The sequence below is a fragment of the Kitasatospora sp. NPDC058162 genome, assembly GCF_042884005.1.
Classification (GTDB): Bacteria; Actinomycetota; Actinomycetes; order Streptomycetales; family Streptomycetaceae; genus Kitasatospora.
This window is the reverse complement of the sequence record NZ_JBHVUS010000002.1, coordinates 390,108-408,169: the sequence shown is the minus strand read 5'-3', so window position 1 is coordinate 408,169 and position 18,062 is coordinate 390,108. Positions and strand designations below refer to the sequence as shown.

15 protein-coding genes are annotated in these 18,062 nt (G+C 74.0%); 6 read left to right on the top strand and 9 right to left on the bottom strand.

What is annotated here, in order from left to right; genetic code table 11:
* Window positions 1–24: 24 nt before the first annotated feature.
* On the top strand, window positions 25–942 hold the full coding sequence (locus ACFVXG_RS05330; protein WP_387924523.1) for a nitroreductase/quinone reductase family protein: 918 nt from the start codon (window positions 25–27) through the stop codon (window positions 940–942).
* 120 nt (window positions 943–1,062) lie between these two features.
* On the opposite strand, the gene ACFVXG_RS05325 is transcribed toward ACFVXG_RS05330, so the two are convergent.
* The 4 genes from ACFVXG_RS05325 to ACFVXG_RS05310 all read right to left on the bottom strand — a co-directional run bounded on the left by ACFVXG_RS05325 (window position 1,063) and on the right by ACFVXG_RS05310 (window position 5,311).
* On the bottom strand, window positions 1,063–1,860 hold the full coding sequence (locus ACFVXG_RS05325; protein ID WP_387924521.1) for an SGNH/GDSL hydrolase family protein: 798 nt from the start codon (window positions 1,858–1,860) through the stop codon (window positions 1,063–1,065).
* A gap of 202 nt (window positions 1,861–2,062) precedes the next feature.
* Entirely contained in the window at window positions 2,063–2,860 is a 798-nt protein-coding gene (locus ACFVXG_RS05320) for an SGNH/GDSL hydrolase family protein (protein WP_387924519.1), read from the bottom strand.
* 369 nt (window positions 2,861–3,229) lie between these two features.
* Complete coding sequence (locus ACFVXG_RS05315; RefSeq protein WP_387924517.1) at window positions 3,230–3,916, bottom strand: hypothetical protein; 687 nt, start codon at window positions 3,914–3,916, stop codon at window positions 3,230–3,232.
* A 141-nt stretch (window positions 3,917–4,057) separates the two neighbouring features.
* The gene (locus ACFVXG_RS05310; protein WP_387924516.1) at window positions 4,058–5,311 is read right to left on the bottom strand and encodes a hypothetical protein; all 1,254 of its coding nucleotides are present in this window, start codon (window positions 5,309–5,311) and stop codon (window positions 4,058–4,060) included.
* Between the two features lie 343 nt (window positions 5,312–5,654).
* Between ACFVXG_RS05310 and ACFVXG_RS05305 the strand changes: the two genes are divergently transcribed.
* Window positions 5,655–6,824, top strand: a complete 1,170-nt coding sequence (locus ACFVXG_RS05305; RefSeq protein WP_387924514.1) for an exonuclease SbcCD subunit D — start codon at window positions 5,655–5,657, stop codon at window positions 6,822–6,824.
* The gene (locus ACFVXG_RS05300; protein ID WP_387924512.1) at window positions 6,821–9,871 is read left to right on the top strand and encodes an AAA family ATPase; all 3,051 of its coding nucleotides are present in this window, start codon (window positions 6,821–6,823) and stop codon (window positions 9,869–9,871) included. The genes ACFVXG_RS05305 and ACFVXG_RS05300 overlap by 4 nt, the downstream gene beginning before the upstream one ends.
* 31 nt (window positions 9,872–9,902) lie before the next feature.
* On the opposite strand, the gene ACFVXG_RS05295 is transcribed toward ACFVXG_RS05300, so the two are convergent.
* Window positions 9,903–10,136: a hypothetical protein gene (locus tag ACFVXG_RS05295; protein WP_387924510.1), complete on the bottom strand. Its 234-nt coding sequence runs from the start codon at window positions 10,134–10,136 to the stop codon at window positions 9,903–9,905.
* Between the two features lie 70 nt (window positions 10,137–10,206).
* On the opposite strand from ACFVXG_RS05295, the gene ACFVXG_RS05290 reads away from it, so the two are divergent.
* Entirely contained in the window at window positions 10,207–10,773 is a 567-nt protein-coding gene (locus ACFVXG_RS05290) for a DUF1990 family protein (protein WP_387924509.1), read from the top strand.
* 59 nt (window positions 10,774–10,832) lie between these two features.
* Here the strand turns inward: ACFVXG_RS05290 and ACFVXG_RS05285 are convergent, their stop codons facing one another.
* Both ACFVXG_RS05285 and ACFVXG_RS05280 read right to left on the bottom strand, forming a co-directional pair.
* A complete protein-coding gene (locus ACFVXG_RS05285; RefSeq protein ID WP_387924507.1) occupies window positions 10,833–11,288 on the bottom strand; it encodes a YjbQ family protein in 456 nt (151 codons plus the stop codon).
* A gap of 207 nt (window positions 11,289–11,495) precedes the next feature.
* Window positions 11,496–11,765, bottom strand: coding sequence for a hypothetical protein (locus ACFVXG_RS05280; protein ID WP_387924505.1), 270 nt, complete (start codon window positions 11,763–11,765; stop codon window positions 11,496–11,498).
* 836 nt (window positions 11,766–12,601) lie between these two features.
* On the opposite strand from ACFVXG_RS05280, the gene ACFVXG_RS05275 reads away from it, so the two are divergent.
* On the top strand, window positions 12,602–14,827 hold the full coding sequence (locus tag ACFVXG_RS05275) for a CDP-glycerol glycerophosphotransferase family protein (RefSeq protein WP_387924504.1): 2,226 nt from the start codon (window positions 12,602–12,604) through the stop codon (window positions 14,825–14,827).
* Between the two features lie 95 nt (window positions 14,828–14,922).
* On the opposite strand, the gene ACFVXG_RS05270 is transcribed toward ACFVXG_RS05275, so the two are convergent.
* The gene (locus ACFVXG_RS05270) at window positions 14,923–15,135 is read right to left on the bottom strand and encodes an EF-hand domain-containing protein (RefSeq protein ID WP_387924502.1); all 213 of its coding nucleotides are present in this window, start codon (window positions 15,133–15,135) and stop codon (window positions 14,923–14,925) included.
* A gap of 176 nt (window positions 15,136–15,311) precedes the next feature.
* Between ACFVXG_RS05270 and ACFVXG_RS05265 the strand changes: the two genes are divergently transcribed.
* Entirely contained in the window at window positions 15,312–15,980 is a 669-nt protein-coding gene (locus ACFVXG_RS05265) for a lysophospholipid acyltransferase family protein (RefSeq protein ID WP_387924501.1), read from the top strand.
* Window positions 15,981–16,025: 45 nt separating this feature from the next.
* Here ACFVXG_RS05265 and ACFVXG_RS05260 read toward each other — a convergent pair whose 3' ends face one another.
* Entirely contained in the window at window positions 16,026–17,858 is a 1,833-nt protein-coding gene (locus tag ACFVXG_RS05260) for an ABC transporter ATP-binding protein (protein ID WP_387924500.1), read from the bottom strand.
* Between the last annotated feature and the right edge of the window lie 204 nt (window positions 17,859–18,062).

Below are 18,062 nucleotides of genomic sequence, written 5' to 3'. Positions count from 1 at the left end.
CGCAGGAGACTTCACCACACACCCATGCCCATGTCCTTCAATCTGAATGTCATCGATGAGTTCCGCGCCAACAGCGGCCGGGTCGGCGGCCCGTTCGAGGGCGGCGACCTGCTGTTGCTGACCACCACCGGGGCGTCCTCCGGCCGACCGCACACCGTGCCGCTCGGGTACGTCCGGTCCGAGGGGCTGCTCCTGGTCGTCGCCTCGGCGGCCGGCGCGCCGGAACACCCGCAGTGGTACCGCAACCTGCTGGCCCGTCCTGTGGTCCGGGTCGAGCTCGGCACCGAGACCTTCGACGCCATCGCCGTACCCGCCGAAGGCCCCCGCCGGGAGCGGCTGTTCGCCGCCGCCGTCCGCAAGGCGCCCGGGTACGGCGACTACCAGGCCCACACCAAGCGGGAGTTGCCGGTGGTCGCCCTGGAACGGCCCGAGGCGCCGCCGGGCCACCCCCGCGAGGTGCGCAGCCTGGCCGACAAGCTGCTGGAGGCGCACAGCTGGCTGCGGGCCCAGCTGCGCCACGTCCGCGAGGAGGCCCACGCCCACACCCCCGGCCGCCCACCCGGGCTCGGGCTGCAACTGCGCCAGCACTGCCTGGCATTCTGCGAGGGGCTGACGCACCACCACACCGGCGAGGACTCCGCGGTCTTCCCCGCCCTCGCGCGCAGCCACCCCGAGCTCGCCGGGGTGCTGCGGCGACTCGGTGAGCAGCACCGGGCGATCGGACGGATCAAGGAGGAGCTGACGGCACTGCTGGCCGGAATCGAGGTCGCCGATCCGGAGCGGCTCAGGTCCGAACTGGACCGCATGTCCGTCGAGTTGGAGGCCCACCTCGACTTCGAGGAGGCGGAGCTGCTGCCCGCGCTCGCCGGGATCCCCTTCCCGCCGACGCGGCCGGCCCGGACACCGGACACCAACTCCGGACACCGACGCGCAGAGCACTGACGCGAAGCGCTGACGCCGGAAGCCGACGCGGCGGTGCCGCCGTCCCCTCCCGAACCATGGGAGGGGACGGCGGCACCGGTGTCACGCCAGGAGCCCGACGGGACGGTGGAGCGGTGAACCTCAGGACTGGCTGAAGACCGGGAGGTAGCCGTTGGCCTGGCCCGAGTCGTTCGGGTGGTAGCTCTCGTCGATCGGCAGGGTCGTGCTGTGCAGCCAGGTGTCCTGCGAGCCGCAGATCTCGTGCCCGGCGAAGATGTCACGCACGTCGCCGAAGGTGAAGCCGGCGTTGGCGACCTCCTTGGCGATGACGCCGTCGAGCGTGTCGGCGGCCTCGTTGATGGCGGCACGCTTGGTGTCACCGATGCCGAAGAGGCAGAAGCCGCCGATCTGGTACAGGTGCGGGTAGCCCATCACCACGACGTGGGCGTTCGGGGCCTTGGCGCGGATGGCGTTGTACACCTGGTCCAGCTGGCCGGGCAGGGTGTTGGTCGCGTAGCTCTCGGCCGTGTTGACGGCGTTGAGGCAGTCGCTGTCGGAGCCCAGCACGCAGGTCTTCATGGTGCTGGAGAAGCCGGCGTCGTTGCCGCCGACCGAGAGGCTGACCAGGGTGGTGTCGGAGCTCAGCGCGGAGATCTGGCTGTTGAGGATGTCACCGGTTCTCGCCCCCGAACAGGCGACGAAGGTGAAGGAGGCGGGGGAGTTCGCGTTCGTCCAGAGCGAGGCGTACGCGTTGGCGCTGCGCTTGCAGCTACCGCTGTCGCCAAGGTAGTTGCCGGCGCCGACACCGGCCGAGTACGAGTCGCCCAGGGCGACGTAGTTGACGCCGGCCGCGTTGGCGGCGGAGGCCGCGAAGAGCGTCGTCATGGTGAGGACGGCCGCTATCGCGGCGACGGAGAGGGCACGGGCAGGGCGGAGCATTGCACCTCCAGGTATGACGCGGGTCACAGAAAGGGATACCAAGCGGTAATCGAACACGGAAGCGTTCATGCCAAAGACATTGACGGACCGTCTGATAGCGAAGAAGTGAACTTCCCAGGCAGCGCCGTGAGTTCACACCGACCGTCACGGACGGGCGCCGGTGCGCACGCCGGTGCGCACCGCCACACCCGGGGCCGCCGACTCAGGAGCGACTGAAGACCGGGAGGTAGCCGCCGGCCTGGCCGGCCGAGTTCGGGTGGTAGCTCTCGTCGATCGGCAAGGTGGTGCTGTGCAGCCAGGTGCTCTGCGAACCGCAGATCTCGTGCTCGGCGAAGGCGCTGCGCACGTCGCCGAAGGTGAAGCCCGCGTTGGCGACCCGCTTGGCGATCACACCGTCCAGCGCGTCCGCCGCGCCGTTGATGGCGGCCCGCTTGGTGTCGCCGATGCCGAAGAGGCAGTCGCCGCCGACCTTGTACAGGTGCGGGTAGCCCATCACCACGACGTGGGCCTTCGGCGCCTTGGCCCGGATGGCGGAGTACACCCGGTCCAGCTGGCCGGGCAGGGTGTTGGTCGCGTAGCTCTTCGCCGTGTTGACGGCGTTGAGGCAGTCGCTGTCGGAGCCCAGCACACAGGTCTTCATGGTGTCGGCGAAGCCCGCGTCATTGCCGCCGATCGACAGGCTGACCAGCGTGGTGCCGCTGTTCAGCGCGGAGATCTGACTGTTGAGCACATCGCCGGTTCTCGCCCCCGAACAGGCCACGAAGGAGAAGGACGAGGGCTTGTTCGCGTTCTTCCACAGGTACGCGTAGGCATTGGTGCTGCGCTTGCAGCTACCGCTGTCGCTCAGATAGCCGCCGGCACCGACACCGGCCGAGTACGAGTCACCGAGGGCGACGTAGTTGACTCCCGCCGCGTTGGCGGCTGACGCCGTGAAGAGCGTCGTCATGGCGAGACCGGCCGCCATGGCGGCGACGGACAGAGCACGTGCAGGGCGGAGCATGGCACCTCCTGATATGACGTGGGTCACAGAAGGGATACCAGGCAGTAGCCCGACGCGGAAGCGCTCATGCCAAGGACATTGACGGGCAGTCTGATAGCGCAGAAGTGAACTGGCCCCGACAGAGCGTGAGTTAGCCCAGGTGGGTGCGGGTGTATGTCGACGCGCGTCGGTCATCGCGTGTAGACAAAAAACTTCCGAGAAGTCAGCTCGGCGTCAGCCACAGGTCAGCGTGCGGCCGCCGGTGCGTCAGTTCTGCGGCGGCTGCCAGCCGCTGCCACCCCCGCCGCCGCCACCCCGACAGCAGCCTCCCGGTGATGACGCCCCCGCGAGGGCCTTCGAGGGCGCGGCTGAGCACCCCGAGGGCGCGGCTCAGTACCCCGGGGCGCGTCCGCCGCCCGGGTACACGGGGCCGGGGAAGACCGTGCAGCCCTCGACCGGAAGCTCCTCGATCGCCTCGTTCGCGGCGGCCGGCACGCCGAGCCAGTGGGTGGCCATGGCGACCGCCGCCCGGGCCTGGCGCAGCCCGGGCTCGCCCCAGCCCAGCAGCTCGACCGCGAGCCCCGGCGCGACCAGCAGTCGCCGGTAGTGCCGGCCCGAGGCCGGATCGGCCGCGCTCGGACCGACCGCCCGCAGCGCCGCCGCCATCCGGACCCGGGCGCACTCGTGCCCGCCGTTCGCGGAGCCGACCCGGTCGTACAGGTAGCCGAGGTAGTACGGCCGGCCGATCACGGCCTGGGCCTCCTCCCCCGCCTCCCGGGCCAGGGCGGCCGCCGGGTCGCCGTCGTCCTCCGGCTCCAGCGAACCGCCGGGCAGCGAGCAGATGCCGTCCTTGGGGTTCACCAGGGTCAGCACCCGTCCGTCCGGGGCGAACAGCCACCCCCAGGACTGCTTCACCGGCAGTCCGTCCGGCACCTGCTCACCCGGCCGCCACGGCCAGCCCGCCGTGGGACGCCGGCGCACCTTCCCGAGCAGCTCGGCGATCTCCGCCGTGAACTCGATCCGGCCCATGCCGCGCGCCCCCCTCTCGCTGTCGGGCTCGCCGGACCTGCGGAGCACGGTTCGGAGCGGAGCGACCGGAGCGGCGGCGTGGGGTACCGCGCGCTCCTGCTGTTGATCTTCTCCGATCTTCCCCGAACAGGCGGTCGATGAACAGTCCCCAGCGCCGCATGGTGGATGCGTCGGCCACGAACGCCCTGATCACCCCAGCGGCCCACCCCCGCCCCCGGCCTCCGGGAAGCCCGGCAGCGGGAACCCCGGCTGCGGGACCACGCCGGGCGGGAAGGCCAGCCCGCGCGCCGCGTCGTCGGCCAGCTCGTCGAACACCTCGTGCGCGGTCATCGGCCGCAGCCGCCCGCCGGCCAGCGCCCAGCCCCGCACCCGCGGTCCGGACCCCTCCCCGCCCGCGGACGTGCCCCGGAGGGCGCCCGCGGGCCACGCCGACTCGCCCGGCGACCTGCCCGGCACCCGGCCCGGGAACCTGTCCTCCGGCCGGCCCGGCGGCGCGGAGGGATCGCCGTGCAGCAGCAGCGCCCCCTCCCCGCCGGAGGCCACCCCGGCCGCGAGCGTGACGCAGAACGCCTCCACGTCCCGCCCGGCGGGCAGCAGGCGCCCCGCCTCCACGCAGACGTCCACCGCCGAGGTGAGCTGCTCGCCGTCCTCCGGCCCGTGGCAACGCAGCGTCAGCAGGTGGCAGCCCTCGCCCGCGCCCTCGGCCAGCGCCAGGTAGACCGAGGTCACGTACCGCATCACCGCCGCCATCCGCCGCTGGCCCGCCAGGTCGTCGCCGACCGCGTGGAGCAGCGACGCGCAGGCGAGGGACATCCGCACCCGCGCCCGGTGGTCGTCCAGCAGCACCGGGAGCAGGTCCCCGATCGGCTCCCCCGCGTAGACGAAGGGCTCCCCGGCCAGCTCGGGATCCCCCGCGTACGCGACCCGGGCGGCCGGCGCCCGGGGGTCGAGCCCGAGCGCGGCGCAGTAGTCCTCGAAGTCACCCGCCTCCAGCACCCTCAGGTGCACCTCCAGCCCCTGCTCGTACAGGCCCCTGAGCTGCTCCTCCGCCCGCACCAGGTACTCCTGGTGCCCGAGCGCCCCGAACAGCCCGTACTCCGCCAGCCCGGCGAAGTCCTCCGCCTCGACGGCCAGTGCCACCGCCACCGGCTGCGGCGGCGCTCCTCGGGCCCGGCCGCCGCGCCGCCCGCGCGCACCGGAGCCGCCCGACCCGACGGCCCGCGCGCCCGGCGGCCGACCTCCTCCCGGCGGCACCGCCCCGCCGGGACCGCCGACCGGCCCCCGTCCGAACCCGGACCAGGCCCCCGGACCGGGCCCGCTTCCCGCCCCGGCGCCCGACCCGGGCCTGCGCCCGCCGAACAGCAGCGCCCCCGGCTCCCGCAGCGGCCGCTTCCGCACCACCACGACGCCCAGCACCTCGTACACCGACTCCCGCACAGCCATGGGTTTCCTCCCGTCCGTTCGGCCTCCGACCTCCGGAGTCGCCGACGCCACGGAACATACACAGAGCCACTGACAATCCACCCCGAGTAATCGAACACCAGCGTCCGCGACCCTATCGAGGAGCAATATTTGCCCCTACCGAGCGGCATCACAGCAGGCCAAGGGGCAAAAATGCGCCCTCCCTCCACGCCCCGATCCACGCCCCGATCCACCCTCCATCCACCCCCCGGTCCACCCTCCGCCCGCTTCCACCCGCCCCTCCGCCCGCCCCCTTCGGCCCGGCAACCCCCGTGGCCACCGAGCACACCGGGATTGTCGGTGCCGGGCGTTAGGGTCGGGGACCATGCGACTGCTGCATACCTCCGACTGGCATCTCGGGCGCTCGTTCCACCGGGAGAGCCTGCACGACGCCCAGCGCGCCTTCCTGGACCACCTCGTGGACGTGGTCCGGTCCGAGGGCGTGGACGCCGTGCTGGTCGCCGGGGACGTGTACGACCGGGCGCTGCCGAGCCTGGACGCGGTCGCGCTGTTCGACGACGTGCTGCACCGGCTGGCGGACCTCGAGGTCCCCACGGTCTTCATCAGCGGCAACCACGACTCGGCCCGCCGCCTCGGGGTCGGCGCCGGCCTGATCGGGCGGGCCGGGATCCACCTCCGGACGGATCCCGACGGGTGCGCCGAGCCCGTGCTGCTGGCGGACGAGCACGGACCGGTGGCCGTGTACGGGCTGCCGTACCTGGAGCCGACCCTGGTCCGCGAGCGGTTCGGGCTGGCCAGGGGCGGGCACGCGGCGGTGCTCGGCGCGGCGATGGAGCAGGTCCGGGCCGACCTGGCGGCCCGCCCGGAGGGGACCAGGGCGGTGGTGCTGGCGCACGCCTTCGTCACCGGGGGCAAGGAGACCGACAGCGAGCGGGACATCGCCGTCGGCGGGGTGGCCTCCGTCCCGGCCTCGGTGTTCGACGGGGTGCACTACGCCGCGCTCGGCCACCTGCACGGCTGCCAGACGCTCGCCCCGCACCTGCGCTACAGCGGCTCCCCGCTCGCCTACTCCTTCTCCGAGGTGCGCCAGCGCAAGACCATGTGGCTGGTCGACCTCGCCGCCGACGGCTCGGTGGCGGCCGAGCGGGTCGACTGCCCGCAGCCGCGCCCCCTCGCCACCCTGCGCGACACGCTGGAGGCGCTGCTCACCGACGAGAAGTACACCGAGGACGAGCAGTCCTGGGTACAGGCCACGCTCACCGACGCGGCCCGCCCGAGCGAGCCGATGGAGAAGCTGCGCCGCCGCTTCCCGCACACCCTCCAGCTGCTGTTCGACCCCGAGGACGGCGGGGCCGAGCCGTCCCGGTCGTACGCCTCCCGGGTCAGCGGCCGGGAGGACCTGGAGATCGCCGAGGGCTTCCTGCGGCACGTCCGCCCCGGGGCCGAGCCGGAGCCGGACGAGCTCGGCTGGCTGCGCGAGGGCTTCGAGCAGGTCCGCGAGGACGCCGACCGGAAGGCGGACCTGCCCCGATGAGGCTGCACCGGCTCACCGTCACCGCCTTCGGCCCGTTCGCGGGCAGCGAGACGGTGGACTTCGACGCGCTCGCCGCCGGCGGGCTGTTCCTGCTGCGCGGGGCGACCGGCGCGGGCAAGAGCAGCGTGCTGGACGCGGTCTGCTTCGCGCTGTACGGCGAGACGCCGAACGCCCGCCGGGCCAACCGGCTGCGCAGCGACCACGCCGACCCCAAGCGGCTGACCCAGGTCGAGCTGGAGCTGACGCTGGGCGGGCGGCGGCTGCAGATCACCCGGCTGCCCGAGCAGCGCCGGCCGAAGAAGGTCGGCACCGGCACCACCGTCGAGCGGCCGCAGACCCTGCTGCGCGAGTGGGCCGCCGACGCGGGCGACGGCGCGCCCGGCTGGCGGCCGGTCAGCAAGTCGCACCAGGAGGCCGGGGAGGAGATCCACCGGCTGATCGGCATGAGCCGCGAGCAGTTCTGCCAGGTGGTGCTGCTGCCGCAGGGCGACTTCGCCCGGTTCCTCAAGGGGGACTCCGAGGAGCGCGGCAAGCTGCTGCGCCGGCTGTTCGACACCGAGCGCTACGGGCACGTCGAGGCCTGGCTCGCCGACCGGCGCCGCACCCAGGAGACGGCCGTCCAGGCCGGGCGGCGGCGCCTGCGCGACCTCGCCAGCAAGGCCGAGCAGGCCGCCGGCCCCGGAGCCGAGCCCGCCGGGGCGTGGGTGCCGGCCGAGGACGGCGACGCCGACCTGGCCGCCGGGCTGCTCGGCTGGGCGGCGATCCTGCGCAGCGGTGCGGCCGAACAGCTCGCCGTCGCCGAGGCCGCCCTCGCGGGTGCCGAGGCGGCCCAGCGGGCGGCCCAGCGCGAACGTGAGGGCGCCGAGGAGCTGGCCGGTCGGCAGCGCCGGCACCGCGAGGCACTGGCCGAGGCCGAACGGCTGGCCGGCTTCGAACCGGCCGCGGCACGGGACCGGCAGCGGCTCGCCGCCGCCCAGGAGGCGGTCGGCGTGGAGTCCGCGCTGCGCCTGCGGGAGAACGCCGCCGAGGCGCTCGGGCGGGCACGGGAGACGGAGCAGCGGCGCCGGGAGGCGCTCGCCCGTGCGGACCTCGGGGAGCACCTCCCGGCCGGTGCCGAGGCCGGGGCCGGGGCCGCCGAGCTGGCCGAGGCCGAGCTGCGGCTGCGCGCCGAGGTGGTCCGGCTGGAGGCGGCCCGGGCGGAGGAGCGTCGCTGCGCCGAACTCGCCCGCGAGCAGCTCTCCTTGACCGGGGAGCGGCGCGGCGCGGAGGAGCGGGCCGAGGAGGCCGAGGACTGGCTGGCCGAGTTCGACGGCGAGCTGGCCCGCCTGGAGGAGCGGCAGGAGCTGGCCCGGACGGCGAGCGCCCGGGTCGAGCAACTGGACGGGCAGCGGGCCGAATTGACCATGCGTCTGGGCGCGGCCCGGGAGCGGGACGGCCTGCGGGCCGAGATCGCGGCCGCCGAGCCGAGGGTCGCCGAGCTGCGCACGGCCGCGCTGGACGCCCGCGAGTTCAGCCTGGACCTGCGGGACCGCCGGCTGGCGGGCATGGCCGCCGAGCTGGCCCGGCAGCTGCGCTCGGGCGAGGCCTGCCGGGTCTGCGGCTCGGCCGAGCACCCGGCGCCCGCCGAGGCCGCCGACGGCGCCCGGGTGAGCGCCGAGGACGAGGAGCGGGCCGGCCGGGCCCAGGCCGCCGCCGAGAAGCTCTGGGGCGAGGCCGACCGGTCGCTGACCGCGCTGCGGGTGCGCGAGGCCACCGCCACCGGTGCGGCCGGCCCGGAGGGTACGGACGTGCTCGCGCGCTCCCTCGCCGAGCTGGAGCAGGAGCACCGCACCACCCTGCAGCAGGCGGAGGCGCTCGGCCGGGTCGGCCGGGAGATCGCCCGGCTGTCGCAGGACCGCGCCCGCCGGCTGGACGAGCTGAACGAGGCCAAGGAGCGCGCCGCCGTCCTCACCGACCGGCTGCAGAGCCTGGACGACGAGCAGCGCACGCTGACCGCCAAGGTGGCGGCGGCGCGCGGCACGGCGGCCTCGGTCGCCGACCGGGCCGGGACGCTGGGCCGGCTCGCCGAGGCCGTCGCCGCCGTGGCCGCGTCCGCGCGGGCGACGGCGGAGGCGCGGGGCCGGCTCGGCGAGGCCGAGGAGGAACTCGGCAAGGCCGCCGCCGCGGCCGGGTTCCCGGACGCCGGCGCGGCGCTCGCCGTCCTGCTGCCGCGCGAGGAGCGGGACCGGCTGGAGGCCCGGCTGGAGCGGCACCGCGCGGAGTCGGCCGCCGTCCGGCACGAGCTGGCGCTGCCCGAACTGGCCGAGGCCGCGGCCCGTCCGCCGGTCGACCTGCCCGCCGCCGCGGCCGCGCTCACCGCCGCCACCGACCGGCTCGGCCGGGCGCACGCGGCCCGGTCGGCGGCCCAGGAGCGCTGTGCGGCGCTGGCCGCGATCGGGCGCGGGCTGGGCGAGCTGGCCGCCGAGCTGGCCCCGGCGCTGGAGCGGTACGGCCGGATCAACCGGCTCGCCGCCCTGGCCGCCGGCACCTCCACCGAGAACCGGCTGCGGATGCGGCTGGAGTCGTACGTGCTCGCGGCCCGGCTGGAGCAGGTCGCGGCGGCGGCCAGTGACCGGCTGGTCCGGATGTCGGGCGGCCGCTACACGCTGATCCACAGCGACGACCGCGGCACCGGCAACAAGCGGTCCGGCCTGGCGCTGCGCGTCGTGGACGCCTGGACGGGCACCGAGCGGGACACCGCCACCCTGTCCGGCGGCGAGAGCTTCTTCGCCTCGCTCTCCCTCGCCCTCGGCCTGGCCGACGTGGTCACCGACGAGGCGGGCGGCATGCCGCTGGACACCCTCTTCATCGACGAGGGCTTCGGCACCCTGGACGAGCAGTCCCTCGAGGAGGTGATGGACGTCCTCGACGGCCTGCGCGAACGGGACCGCGCCGTCGGCATCGTCAGCCACGTCGCCGACCTCCGCAGCCGCATCCCCGCCCAGCTCCTGGTCCGCAAGGGCCGCCACGGCTCCACCCTCGCCCTGGCCGGCCGGGAGGACGCCTGACGCCCGCCCCCGCCAAGTCCGCCCAGTCCGCTCAGCCCGAGCAGGCGATCCGCTGGGCCTGCTGCCAGGCGCAGGTCGGGCACAGGGTGCTGCCCGGCTGGTTCGCGGGCAGCACCGTCGGCTCACCGCACAGCACGCAGTCGGCCCGCGGCCCCTCCGCCGCCGGATCCTCCCGCAGCGCCGCCTCCGCCGCCCCCACCGACGCCGGCCCGCACACCGCCGCCTCCTCACCCACCACGGCACCGCCCGTCCCGGTCTCACTCATGCCGCCTTCCTACTCCCCACCCCCACCCCGCCGCAAGGCGGGCCCGTGGGCGGGGGCTAGCGTGGCCGGCATGGTTGGCACGGATGGCGGGGTCGGGGATCTTCAGCGGCGGTTGCGGGCTGCTCAGGCGGGCGCGCCCACGTACCGGGAGGTGGGGGCGACCCGGGGTGGGCGGTTGCCGGAGGGGTACGGGCACCTGCGGCGGCGGGTGCACCTCGGGCGGGGGCCGGAGGTGCTGGAGCGGGCCGGGCGGTACGTGCTCGGGTGGGGCAGCCAGTTGGGGACCGGGTTCGCGGTGTACCCCGGCGGGCCGGTCCGGGACGGGGCCACCGTGCTGCTGCGGCTGAGCCTGCCGGGCAGCCGGTGGCCGGGGCTGGTGATCCCCTGCCGGGTGGTGTGGACGGTGTCGGAGCCGGACCGGATCGGGTTCGCGTACGGGACGCTGCCGGGGCATCCGGAGTGCGGGGAGGAGTCGTTCCTGGTGTCGATGGACGCCGAGGGCGAGGTGTGGTTCGAGGTGGCCGCGTTCTCCCGGCTGTCCGCCTGGTACGCCCGGCTGGGCCGGCCGGTCGCGCTGCTCTGCCAGTACCTGGCGATCGAGCGCTACCTCGCGGCCGTGGCCGGCCACGTGGCCTAGGCGCGCCAGGGCGGCCGGCCCCGACCCGGCCCCGCCCTGACCCGCCGCCGGGCCGCGGCTCAGCCGAGGAAGGACAGCCGGACGGTGCGGCGCGGGTTGTCCCCGTTGGTGTCGATCAGCACCACCGACTGCCAGACGCCCAGGGCCAGTTGGCCGCCGAGCACGGGCAGGGTGGCGTGCGGGGCGACCAGGCCGGGCACCACGTGGTCCCGTCCGTGGCCGGGGCTGCCGTGCCGGTGGCGCCAGCGGTCGTCGGCCGGGAGCAGTTCGCGCAGCGTGGCGAGGAAGTCGTCGTCGCTGCCCGATCCGGTCTCCAGGACGGCGATCCCCGCGGTGGCGTGCGGGACGAAGATGTTGAGCAGTCCGTCCCGCCCGGGGGCCCGTTCGTCGAGGAAGGCCGCGCAGCGGTCGGTGATGTCCAGCGCGACCTCGCGACTGCCGGTGGTGATCTCCAGGGTGGTGGTCTGGAACGGCCCGGTCGACCCGGCTGACGTGGAGTGGTTGTGGTCCGCCATGGCGCCATCCTGACCCAGGTCAGCGGGTCGGGCGTACTGCCTCGCCGACTGCCCGCGCCGGGGCGGCGGCCTCGCGTAGGGTGAAAGGTTCAGACCAAAACGGCGGTTCCGGGCGCCGGATACGCCGACGACCCGACGGACCGGTGGTCCGTCGGGTCGTTCGGGAACCGAACCCGGGCCGAGGCCCGCGGTCCTGGTCCCAGGGCCTTAGCCGCGCCCGCCGAAGAGGCTCCGGCGCAGCCGGCGCAGCGGCGCCAGCAGCGAGACCCGGGTGTGGCGACGACGGGCCGCCGCCGGGGCGTCGGCGCCGCGCGGCGTCAGTTCCCTTATCAACCCGAGCGCCTCGGCGGTGTCCACCGCCGAGAGCGCGGGTGCGCCGAGCACGGCCAGGTGTCGCTCGATCCGGCGGCCGGTCGCGCCGACACCGCACTGGATCGCCGGCACACGGGGCCGAGTCCGCACTTGCATGTGTTCCATCAGTTTCCCACCCCTACGAGGCGCCAGGGCCGTGAGGCGAAGACTATCCGTGTGGGACGGCCTCCGCGCAACCGTCCTCGGTGTTGTGCCACCGTACCGTGCGGCGTCAACTGACGATGCACCAGGGGCAGCTCGGGCGGTCACGACTAGGCATCAATGATGGTGCACGACCCGCCATCCGTCACCAGGGCCAGGAGGCGCGGACCCGGCGCCCGTTCGCGCCGTGTGCGCCGGGCGCAGGGGGCGTCCGGCGGGCGTCCAGCGGCTCTTCCGGCGGGACTTCCGGCGGTGTCGACGAATCGCCCCCATATAGGGGACAGTCGCAAGGTCGACAAAACGATCACCGACCGGTGGCCGAACCGCGGGCGGCCGGGTTCATGAAGTGAACACATACGAGGGATTGACTCCCGCCAATCCTCCAAGCAATATCTGAGGCAACACGAAGGTGCCTGCACCGCACCCACTCGTGTGTTCGAGTCATGAATGGCTCGGACTCGAAGGAACTCCGGCTCCTGCGGGCCACTGCCCGGCCACCTCGACGCTGCGGTGGCCAGGCCCGCCCGGTGCCCGGACCGGCGGCCGGCCGTAGAGGGTCGGCCCGGCCGCCACCCAACTGCCGGTGCCGCCCCGCTCGGGCCCGGCACCGGCGGTTCCGGGCCCGCCCGGACCGTTACCGCCGCACCGCCCGGCCAGGTCCCACCACACCCCCCGGGCCGCCCCCTCCGCACCGCCCGAACCACCCGTCCCACCGCCCGGACCGCCCGCCGTCCCGGCCCGCTGCGCCCGGCCGGACGTCCCCGCAGGTCGCACCGTGTGGATCGGTAGACTCGGCCAGCGTGTCCCTCCTCCTCAGCATCGTGCTCCCGGTCCACGGCGTGGAGCGGTACCTGCCGCGCTGCCTCGACTCGATCCTCGGCGAGACCCCCGCCGCCGAGACCCGCTTCGAGGTGATCGCGGTCGACGACCTCTCCCCCGACGGCTCCGGCGCGATCCTGGACGCCTACGCCGCCCGCGACCCCCGGCTGCACGTGATGCACCTCACCGAGAACCAGGGCCTCGGCGGCGCCCGGGCCGCCGCCCTGCCGCGGGTGCGCGGCGAGTACGTCTGGTTCGTGGACAGCGACGACTGGCTGCCCGAGCGCACGGTCGGCGTGATCCTGGACGAGCTGGCGCAGGAGCGCCGCCGCGAACTGCCCGCCGACGTGCTGCTCACCGACTTCACCCACGTCTACCCGGACGGCGGGAGCGAGCCCAACCCCTGGCGGCACGTGCTGGTCGGCTCCCCGCTCGCCGAGGGCTGCACGGTGGCCGAGCACCCGGCGCTGTTCCAGACCGTGATGTCGGTCTGGAACAAGGTGTTCCGCCGCGCCTACCTGGAGGGCCTCGGCGTCGCCTTCGGCCGCGGCTACTACGAGGACATCTCGGTCACCTACCCCGCGCTGCTCGCCGCCCGGCGGCTGCGCTACCTCGACCGCCCCTGCTACAACTACCGGCGCGGCCGGGACGGCGCGATCACCGCCACCGCCTCCCCCAAGCACGCCGACGTGTTCGCCCAGTACGACGCGATCTTCGCCTTCCTGGACCGGTGCGAGCGCCCGGACGGCCCCGGCCGGCCCGTCCCGCCGTCGCTGCGCACCCTGGTCTTCGACCGGACCGTCCGCCAGGCACTGAACGTCTACGACACCCCCGGGCTGGTCCCCGTCGACCGGCGCAGGGACTACTTCCACCGGCTCGCCCTGCACTTCGAGCGACACCGCCCGGCCGACTACCGCTTCCCCGGCGGGGTGCGCGGCGTGCAGTACCGGCTGGCCGCGCGCGGCGCCCGGATCGCCTACGCCGAGCTGCGCCGCACCGGCCGGCTGCCGCGCGAACTCAAGCGCGGGGCACGGGCGGTGGCCCCCGCGGTGAAGAAGGGCGTGCGCAGCGGCGCCCGGTTCACGGCGTACAACGCGTTCCGCCGCCTGCCGCTGGACGAGCACCTGGCGGTCTACGCCGCGTACTGGCACCGGGGTTACGCGTGCAGCCCGGCGGCGATCTACGAGAAGGCGAGGGAACTCGCCCCGCAGATCCGGGGCGTGTGGGTGGTGGAGAACCGCCGGCAGGCCGACGCGATGCCGCCCGGCGTCCCGTACGTGATCGTCAACACCCCGGCCTACCTCAAGGCGATGGCGACCGCGAAGTACTTCGTGAACAACGTCAACTTCCCGCGCACGATGGCGAAGCGGCCGGGCACGGTGCACGTCCAGACCCAGCACGGCACCCCGCTCAAGGCGATGGGCATGGACCTGCGGGGCCGCCCCGAGGCCGCCGAGGGGATGGACTTCGACCGGCTGCAGGAGGCCGTCGACCGCTGGGACTTCCTGGTCTCCTCCAACCCGCACACCAGCGAGCACTTCACCCGGGCCTTCCCCGGCCGCTACGAGATGCTGGACACCGGCTACCCGCGCAACGACCGGCTGGCCACCACCACCCCGACGGAAGTCCGGGCCATGCGCGAGCGGTTGGGGCTGCGGCCCGGCACCACGTCGGTGCTGTACGCGCCGACCCACCGCGGCGGCAAGGGCGGCTACGTGCCGCTGCTGGACGTCGCGGAGCTGGCCCGGCGACTGGGCCCGCGGTTCACGCTGCTGGTGCGCACCCACTACTTCCACACCGACGGCCCGGGCGACCTGACGGCCGGTGAGGACGCGGCGGAGATCGTGGACGTGTCGGCGCACCCGGTGGTCGAGGACCTCTACCTGGCGGCGGACGCGCTGGTGACGGACTACTCGTCGATGATGTTCGACTACGCGGTGCTGGACCGGCCGGTGGTCGTCTTCGCCCCGGACTGGGAGGAGTACCGGCGCGAACGCGGCGTCTACTTCGACCTGTTCGCGGAGCCGCCGGGCGCGGTCACGGTCGACGCGGCCGGGCTGGCGCGGGCGCTGCGCGCGGGCGATCCGGAGCCGGAGGCGCGGAAGCGGTTCCGGGAGAAGTTCTGCGTCTGGGACGACGGCGGGGCAGCGGAGCGGGTGGTGCGCCGGGTGTTCCCGGTGGCACCGGACGACCGCACGGACAACTAGGCCCGCATGGGCCCCAGCCGCCCCGGGCGGACCCGCGAGGGCCTCCGGACGGGGCCGGTGCCGCCGGTACGGCGACCGGCCCCGTCCGGCCGGGCTCAGCGCTGGCGGGCGGCCAGGAACTCCTCGAAGTCCAGGTAGCCCTGGTGGCGGGTGTCCATCGAGTGGACCAGCGCCTCGGCCATCGAGAGGGTGACGCTGTGGTCGCCCATCTCGTTGGCGGCCAGCGCGTACTCGGCCGGGGTGATCTTGCCGTCGCCGTTCTTGTCGATACGGTCGAACATCTCCTTGATGGCCTCGACGCTCTCCATCGTTCCTCCTGGGTACTGCAATGCGGTGCTCGGTTCGGACGGCCGTACCCTACCCGGCCGTGGTGTTCGCCACGGTCGGCGGGAGTGGACGGGCGCCCGGGTGGGTGTCGTAGTCTGCGGGTCTGATTGCTGACCCGGACGCCTCCGGGGCGGTCGTTCGTCCAGGGAGGGAACCCGTGCTCGACCTCGCCACCAGGCTGGTGCTGAAACCCGTTTCACGGGGGATCTGGCGTCCGGCCATCGAGGGCATCGAGAACGTGCCGCGCAAGGGCGGGGTGATCCTGGCCAGCAACCACCTGTCGTTCATCGACAGCGTGGTGATCCCGCTCACCGCTCCGCGCCGGGTCCACTTCCTGGCCAAGGCCGAGTACTTCACCGGCACCGGGCTCAAGGGGCGGCTCTCCAAGGGCTTCTTCGAGTCGATCGGCGCCGTTCCGGTCGAGCGCGGCACCTACCGTTCCGCTCAGGCCTCGCTGGAGTCGGCGCTGGAGATCCTGGAGGACGGCAAGGCCTTCGGCATCTACCCCGAGGGCACCCGGTCGCTGGACGGCCGGCTCTACCGGGGCAAGACGGGCGTCGCCTGGCTCGCGCTGACCGCGGGCGTCCCGGTGGTCCCGGTGGCCCTGGAGGGCCCGGAGCAGATCCTGCCGGTGGGCAAGCGCCTCCCGCGGATCAAGAAGGTCACCGTCCGCTTCGGCGAGCCGCTGCACTTCGACGAGCTGCACGGGCAGGCCCGTTCGCTGAAGGCCCGTCGGCAGGTGACCGACGAGGTGATGGCGGCGATCCAGCGGCTCTCCGGCCAGGAGGTCGCGGAGAACTACAACGAGGTCCCGAAGGCGGCCTGAGCGCCGCGTCCACCCGGCGCGGACTGCGAGGCCAGCGGGGACGCGCTACGCGTGACCGAGGGCGGCGTCCGACAGCGACGCCGCCTCCGGCGTCTCCCGGCGCAGCAGCGCCGCGTAGCGCCCGTCCAGTTCCACCAGCTCCTCGTGGGTGCCGAGTTCGACCACCCGGCCGCGGTCGAGCACCGCGATCTGGTCGGCGGCGCGGACGGTGGAGAGCCGGTGCGCGATGGTGATGGTGGTCCGGCCGGCGGCCAGGGTGTCCACGGCCTGCTGGACGGCGCGTTCGGTGCGGTTGTCGAGCGCGCTGGTGGCCTCGTCCAGGATCAGCACCGGCGGGTTGCGCAGGATGGTGCGGGCGAGTGCGAGGCGCTGCTTCTCGCCGCCGGAGAAGCGGTAGCCGCGTTCGCCGACCAGGGTGTCGTAGCCGTCCGGCAGGGCCGAGATGGTGTCGTGGATCTGCGCGGCCCGGGCGGCCTCGACCAGTTCGGCGTCGCTGGCACCCGGCTTGGCGAAGCGCAGGTTGTCGGCGACCGAGGCGTGGAAGAGGTAGGTCTCCTGGGAGACCACGCCGACCGCGCGGGCCAGGGTGTCGAAGGACAGCTCGCGCACGTCCACCCCGTCCAGGGTGACCCGGCCGCCGGTGACGTCGTACAGCCGCGGCACCAGGTAGCTGAGGGTGGTCTTGCCGGAGCCGGTCTCGCCGACGACGGCCAGTGACGTCCCGGCCGGGACCTTGAGTTCGACGCCGTCCAGGGTCGGGCGCTCCTGCTCGGGGTCGTACCGGAAGTCGACCGCCTCGAAGCGGACCTCGCCGCGGATGTCGGCCAGGGTGACGGGGTTCGGCGGTTCGGCGATCTCCACCGGCAGGTCGAGGTACTCGAAGATGCGCTGGAACAGCGCGAGCGAGGTCTGCACGTCCACGCCGGTGGAGAGCAGGCTGACGGTCGGGCGGAACAGGCCCTGCTGGAGGGTGACGAAGGCGACCAGGGTGCCGACCGAGACGATCGGCGCACCGGCGGCGGAGGTCAGTCCGGCCGCCCAGTAGATCAGCGCGGGCATCGCGGCCATCACGATCATGATGGTGTTCATCCGCCACCGCCCGGCCATGCTGGACCGCACCTCGAGGTCGGCGAGCTGGTCGGACTGCTCGGTGAACTCCCGGGCCAGCGAGTCGGAACGGCCCATGGTGCGGCCGAGCAGGATGCCGCTGACCGACAGCGACTCCTGGACCGCCGAACTCATCGCAGCCAGCTGCTTCTGCCGCTCGGTGGTGATCTTCTTGCGCTCCTGGCCGACCCGGCGGCTGATCCAGACGAACAGCGGGAGCAGGACCAGCGAGATCACGGTCAGCCGCCAGTCGAGGGCGACCATGGCGACGATCGAGGCGACCACGGCGGTGAGGTTGGAGACCAGGCTGGTCGCAGTGGAGGTCACCGTGGACTGCATGCCGCCGATGTCGTTGGCGATCCGGGACTGCACCTCGCCGGTACGGGTGCGGGTGAAGAAGGCCAGCGACTGCCGTTGCAGGTGGCCGTAGACGGAGGTGCGCAGGTCGTGCATGACGCGCTGGCCGACCGTGGTGGAGATCAGCGTCTGCAGCACGTTGAAGACGCTGTTCACGACGGCGGTGAGGATCATGCCGAGCACGAGCAGGCTGAGCAGCCCGGTGCGGCCCTGCGGGATGGCGGTGTCCAGCACGGCCTTGAGCAGGAACGGCGAGACGACGGACACCACGGCGGAGGCGGCGACCAGCAGCCCGACCGTGGTCAGTCGGCCCCGGTACGGGCGGAACAGTGCGAGGATGCGGCGCCACTGGGCCGGCGGGCGGGGATCGCCCTCGGCGCGTTCGGGCGGGGTCCAGTTGATGGCGGGCCTCAAGTACGGGCCTCCCTGGGTCGGGCGCGCCGGGGTACGGGCGCGGACGGGGGTGTAGCGGCCGGGCGGACGCCAGCATAGCGAGAGTAGCTCATAGTTAGGCAAGCTAATAGTGAGGGTGGCTCTATTCCCTCGTATCCGTTCCCTCGCGCTGGAGCCGGCTCCGCCCGACCGACCGACGCCCGACCCGATCCGACCGACGCCCGA

Coding starts and splice junctions, on each gene's coding strand:
- ACFVXG_RS05330 (WP_387924523.1), top strand. CDS start 25: ATGCCCATGTCCTTCAATCTGAATGTCATCGATGAGTTCCGCGCCAAC.
- ACFVXG_RS05325 (WP_387924521.1), bottom strand. CDS start 1,860: ATGCTCCGCCCTGCCCGTGCCCTCTCCGTCGCCGCGATAGCGGCCGTC.
- ACFVXG_RS05320 (WP_387924519.1), bottom strand. CDS start 2,860: ATGCTCCGCCCTGCACGTGCTCTGTCCGTCGCCGCCATGGCGGCCGGT.
- ACFVXG_RS05310 (WP_387924516.1), bottom strand. CDS start 5,311: ATGGCTGTGCGGGAGTCGGTGTACGAGGTGCTGGGCGTCGTGGTGGTG.
- ACFVXG_RS05305 (WP_387924514.1), top strand. CDS start 5,655: ATGCGACTGCTGCATACCTCCGACTGGCATCTCGGGCGCTCGTTCCAC.
- ACFVXG_RS05300 (WP_387924512.1), top strand. CDS start 6,821: ATGAGGCTGCACCGGCTCACCGTCACCGCCTTCGGCCCGTTCGCGGGC.
- ACFVXG_RS05295 (WP_387924510.1), bottom strand. CDS start 10,136: ATGAGTGAGACCGGGACGGGCGGTGCCGTGGTGGGTGAGGAGGCGGCG.
- ACFVXG_RS05290 (WP_387924509.1), top strand. CDS start 10,207: ATGGTTGGCACGGATGGCGGGGTCGGGGATCTTCAGCGGCGGTTGCGG.
- ACFVXG_RS05285 (WP_387924507.1), bottom strand. CDS start 11,288: ATGGCGGACCACAACCACTCCACGTCAGCCGGGTCGACCGGGCCGTTC.
- ACFVXG_RS05280 (WP_387924505.1), bottom strand. CDS start 11,765: ATGGAACACATGCAAGTGCGGACTCGGCCCCGTGTGCCGGCGATCCAG.
- ACFVXG_RS05270 (WP_387924502.1), bottom strand. CDS start 15,135: ATGGAGAGCGTCGAGGCCATCAAGGAGATGTTCGACCGTATCGACAAG.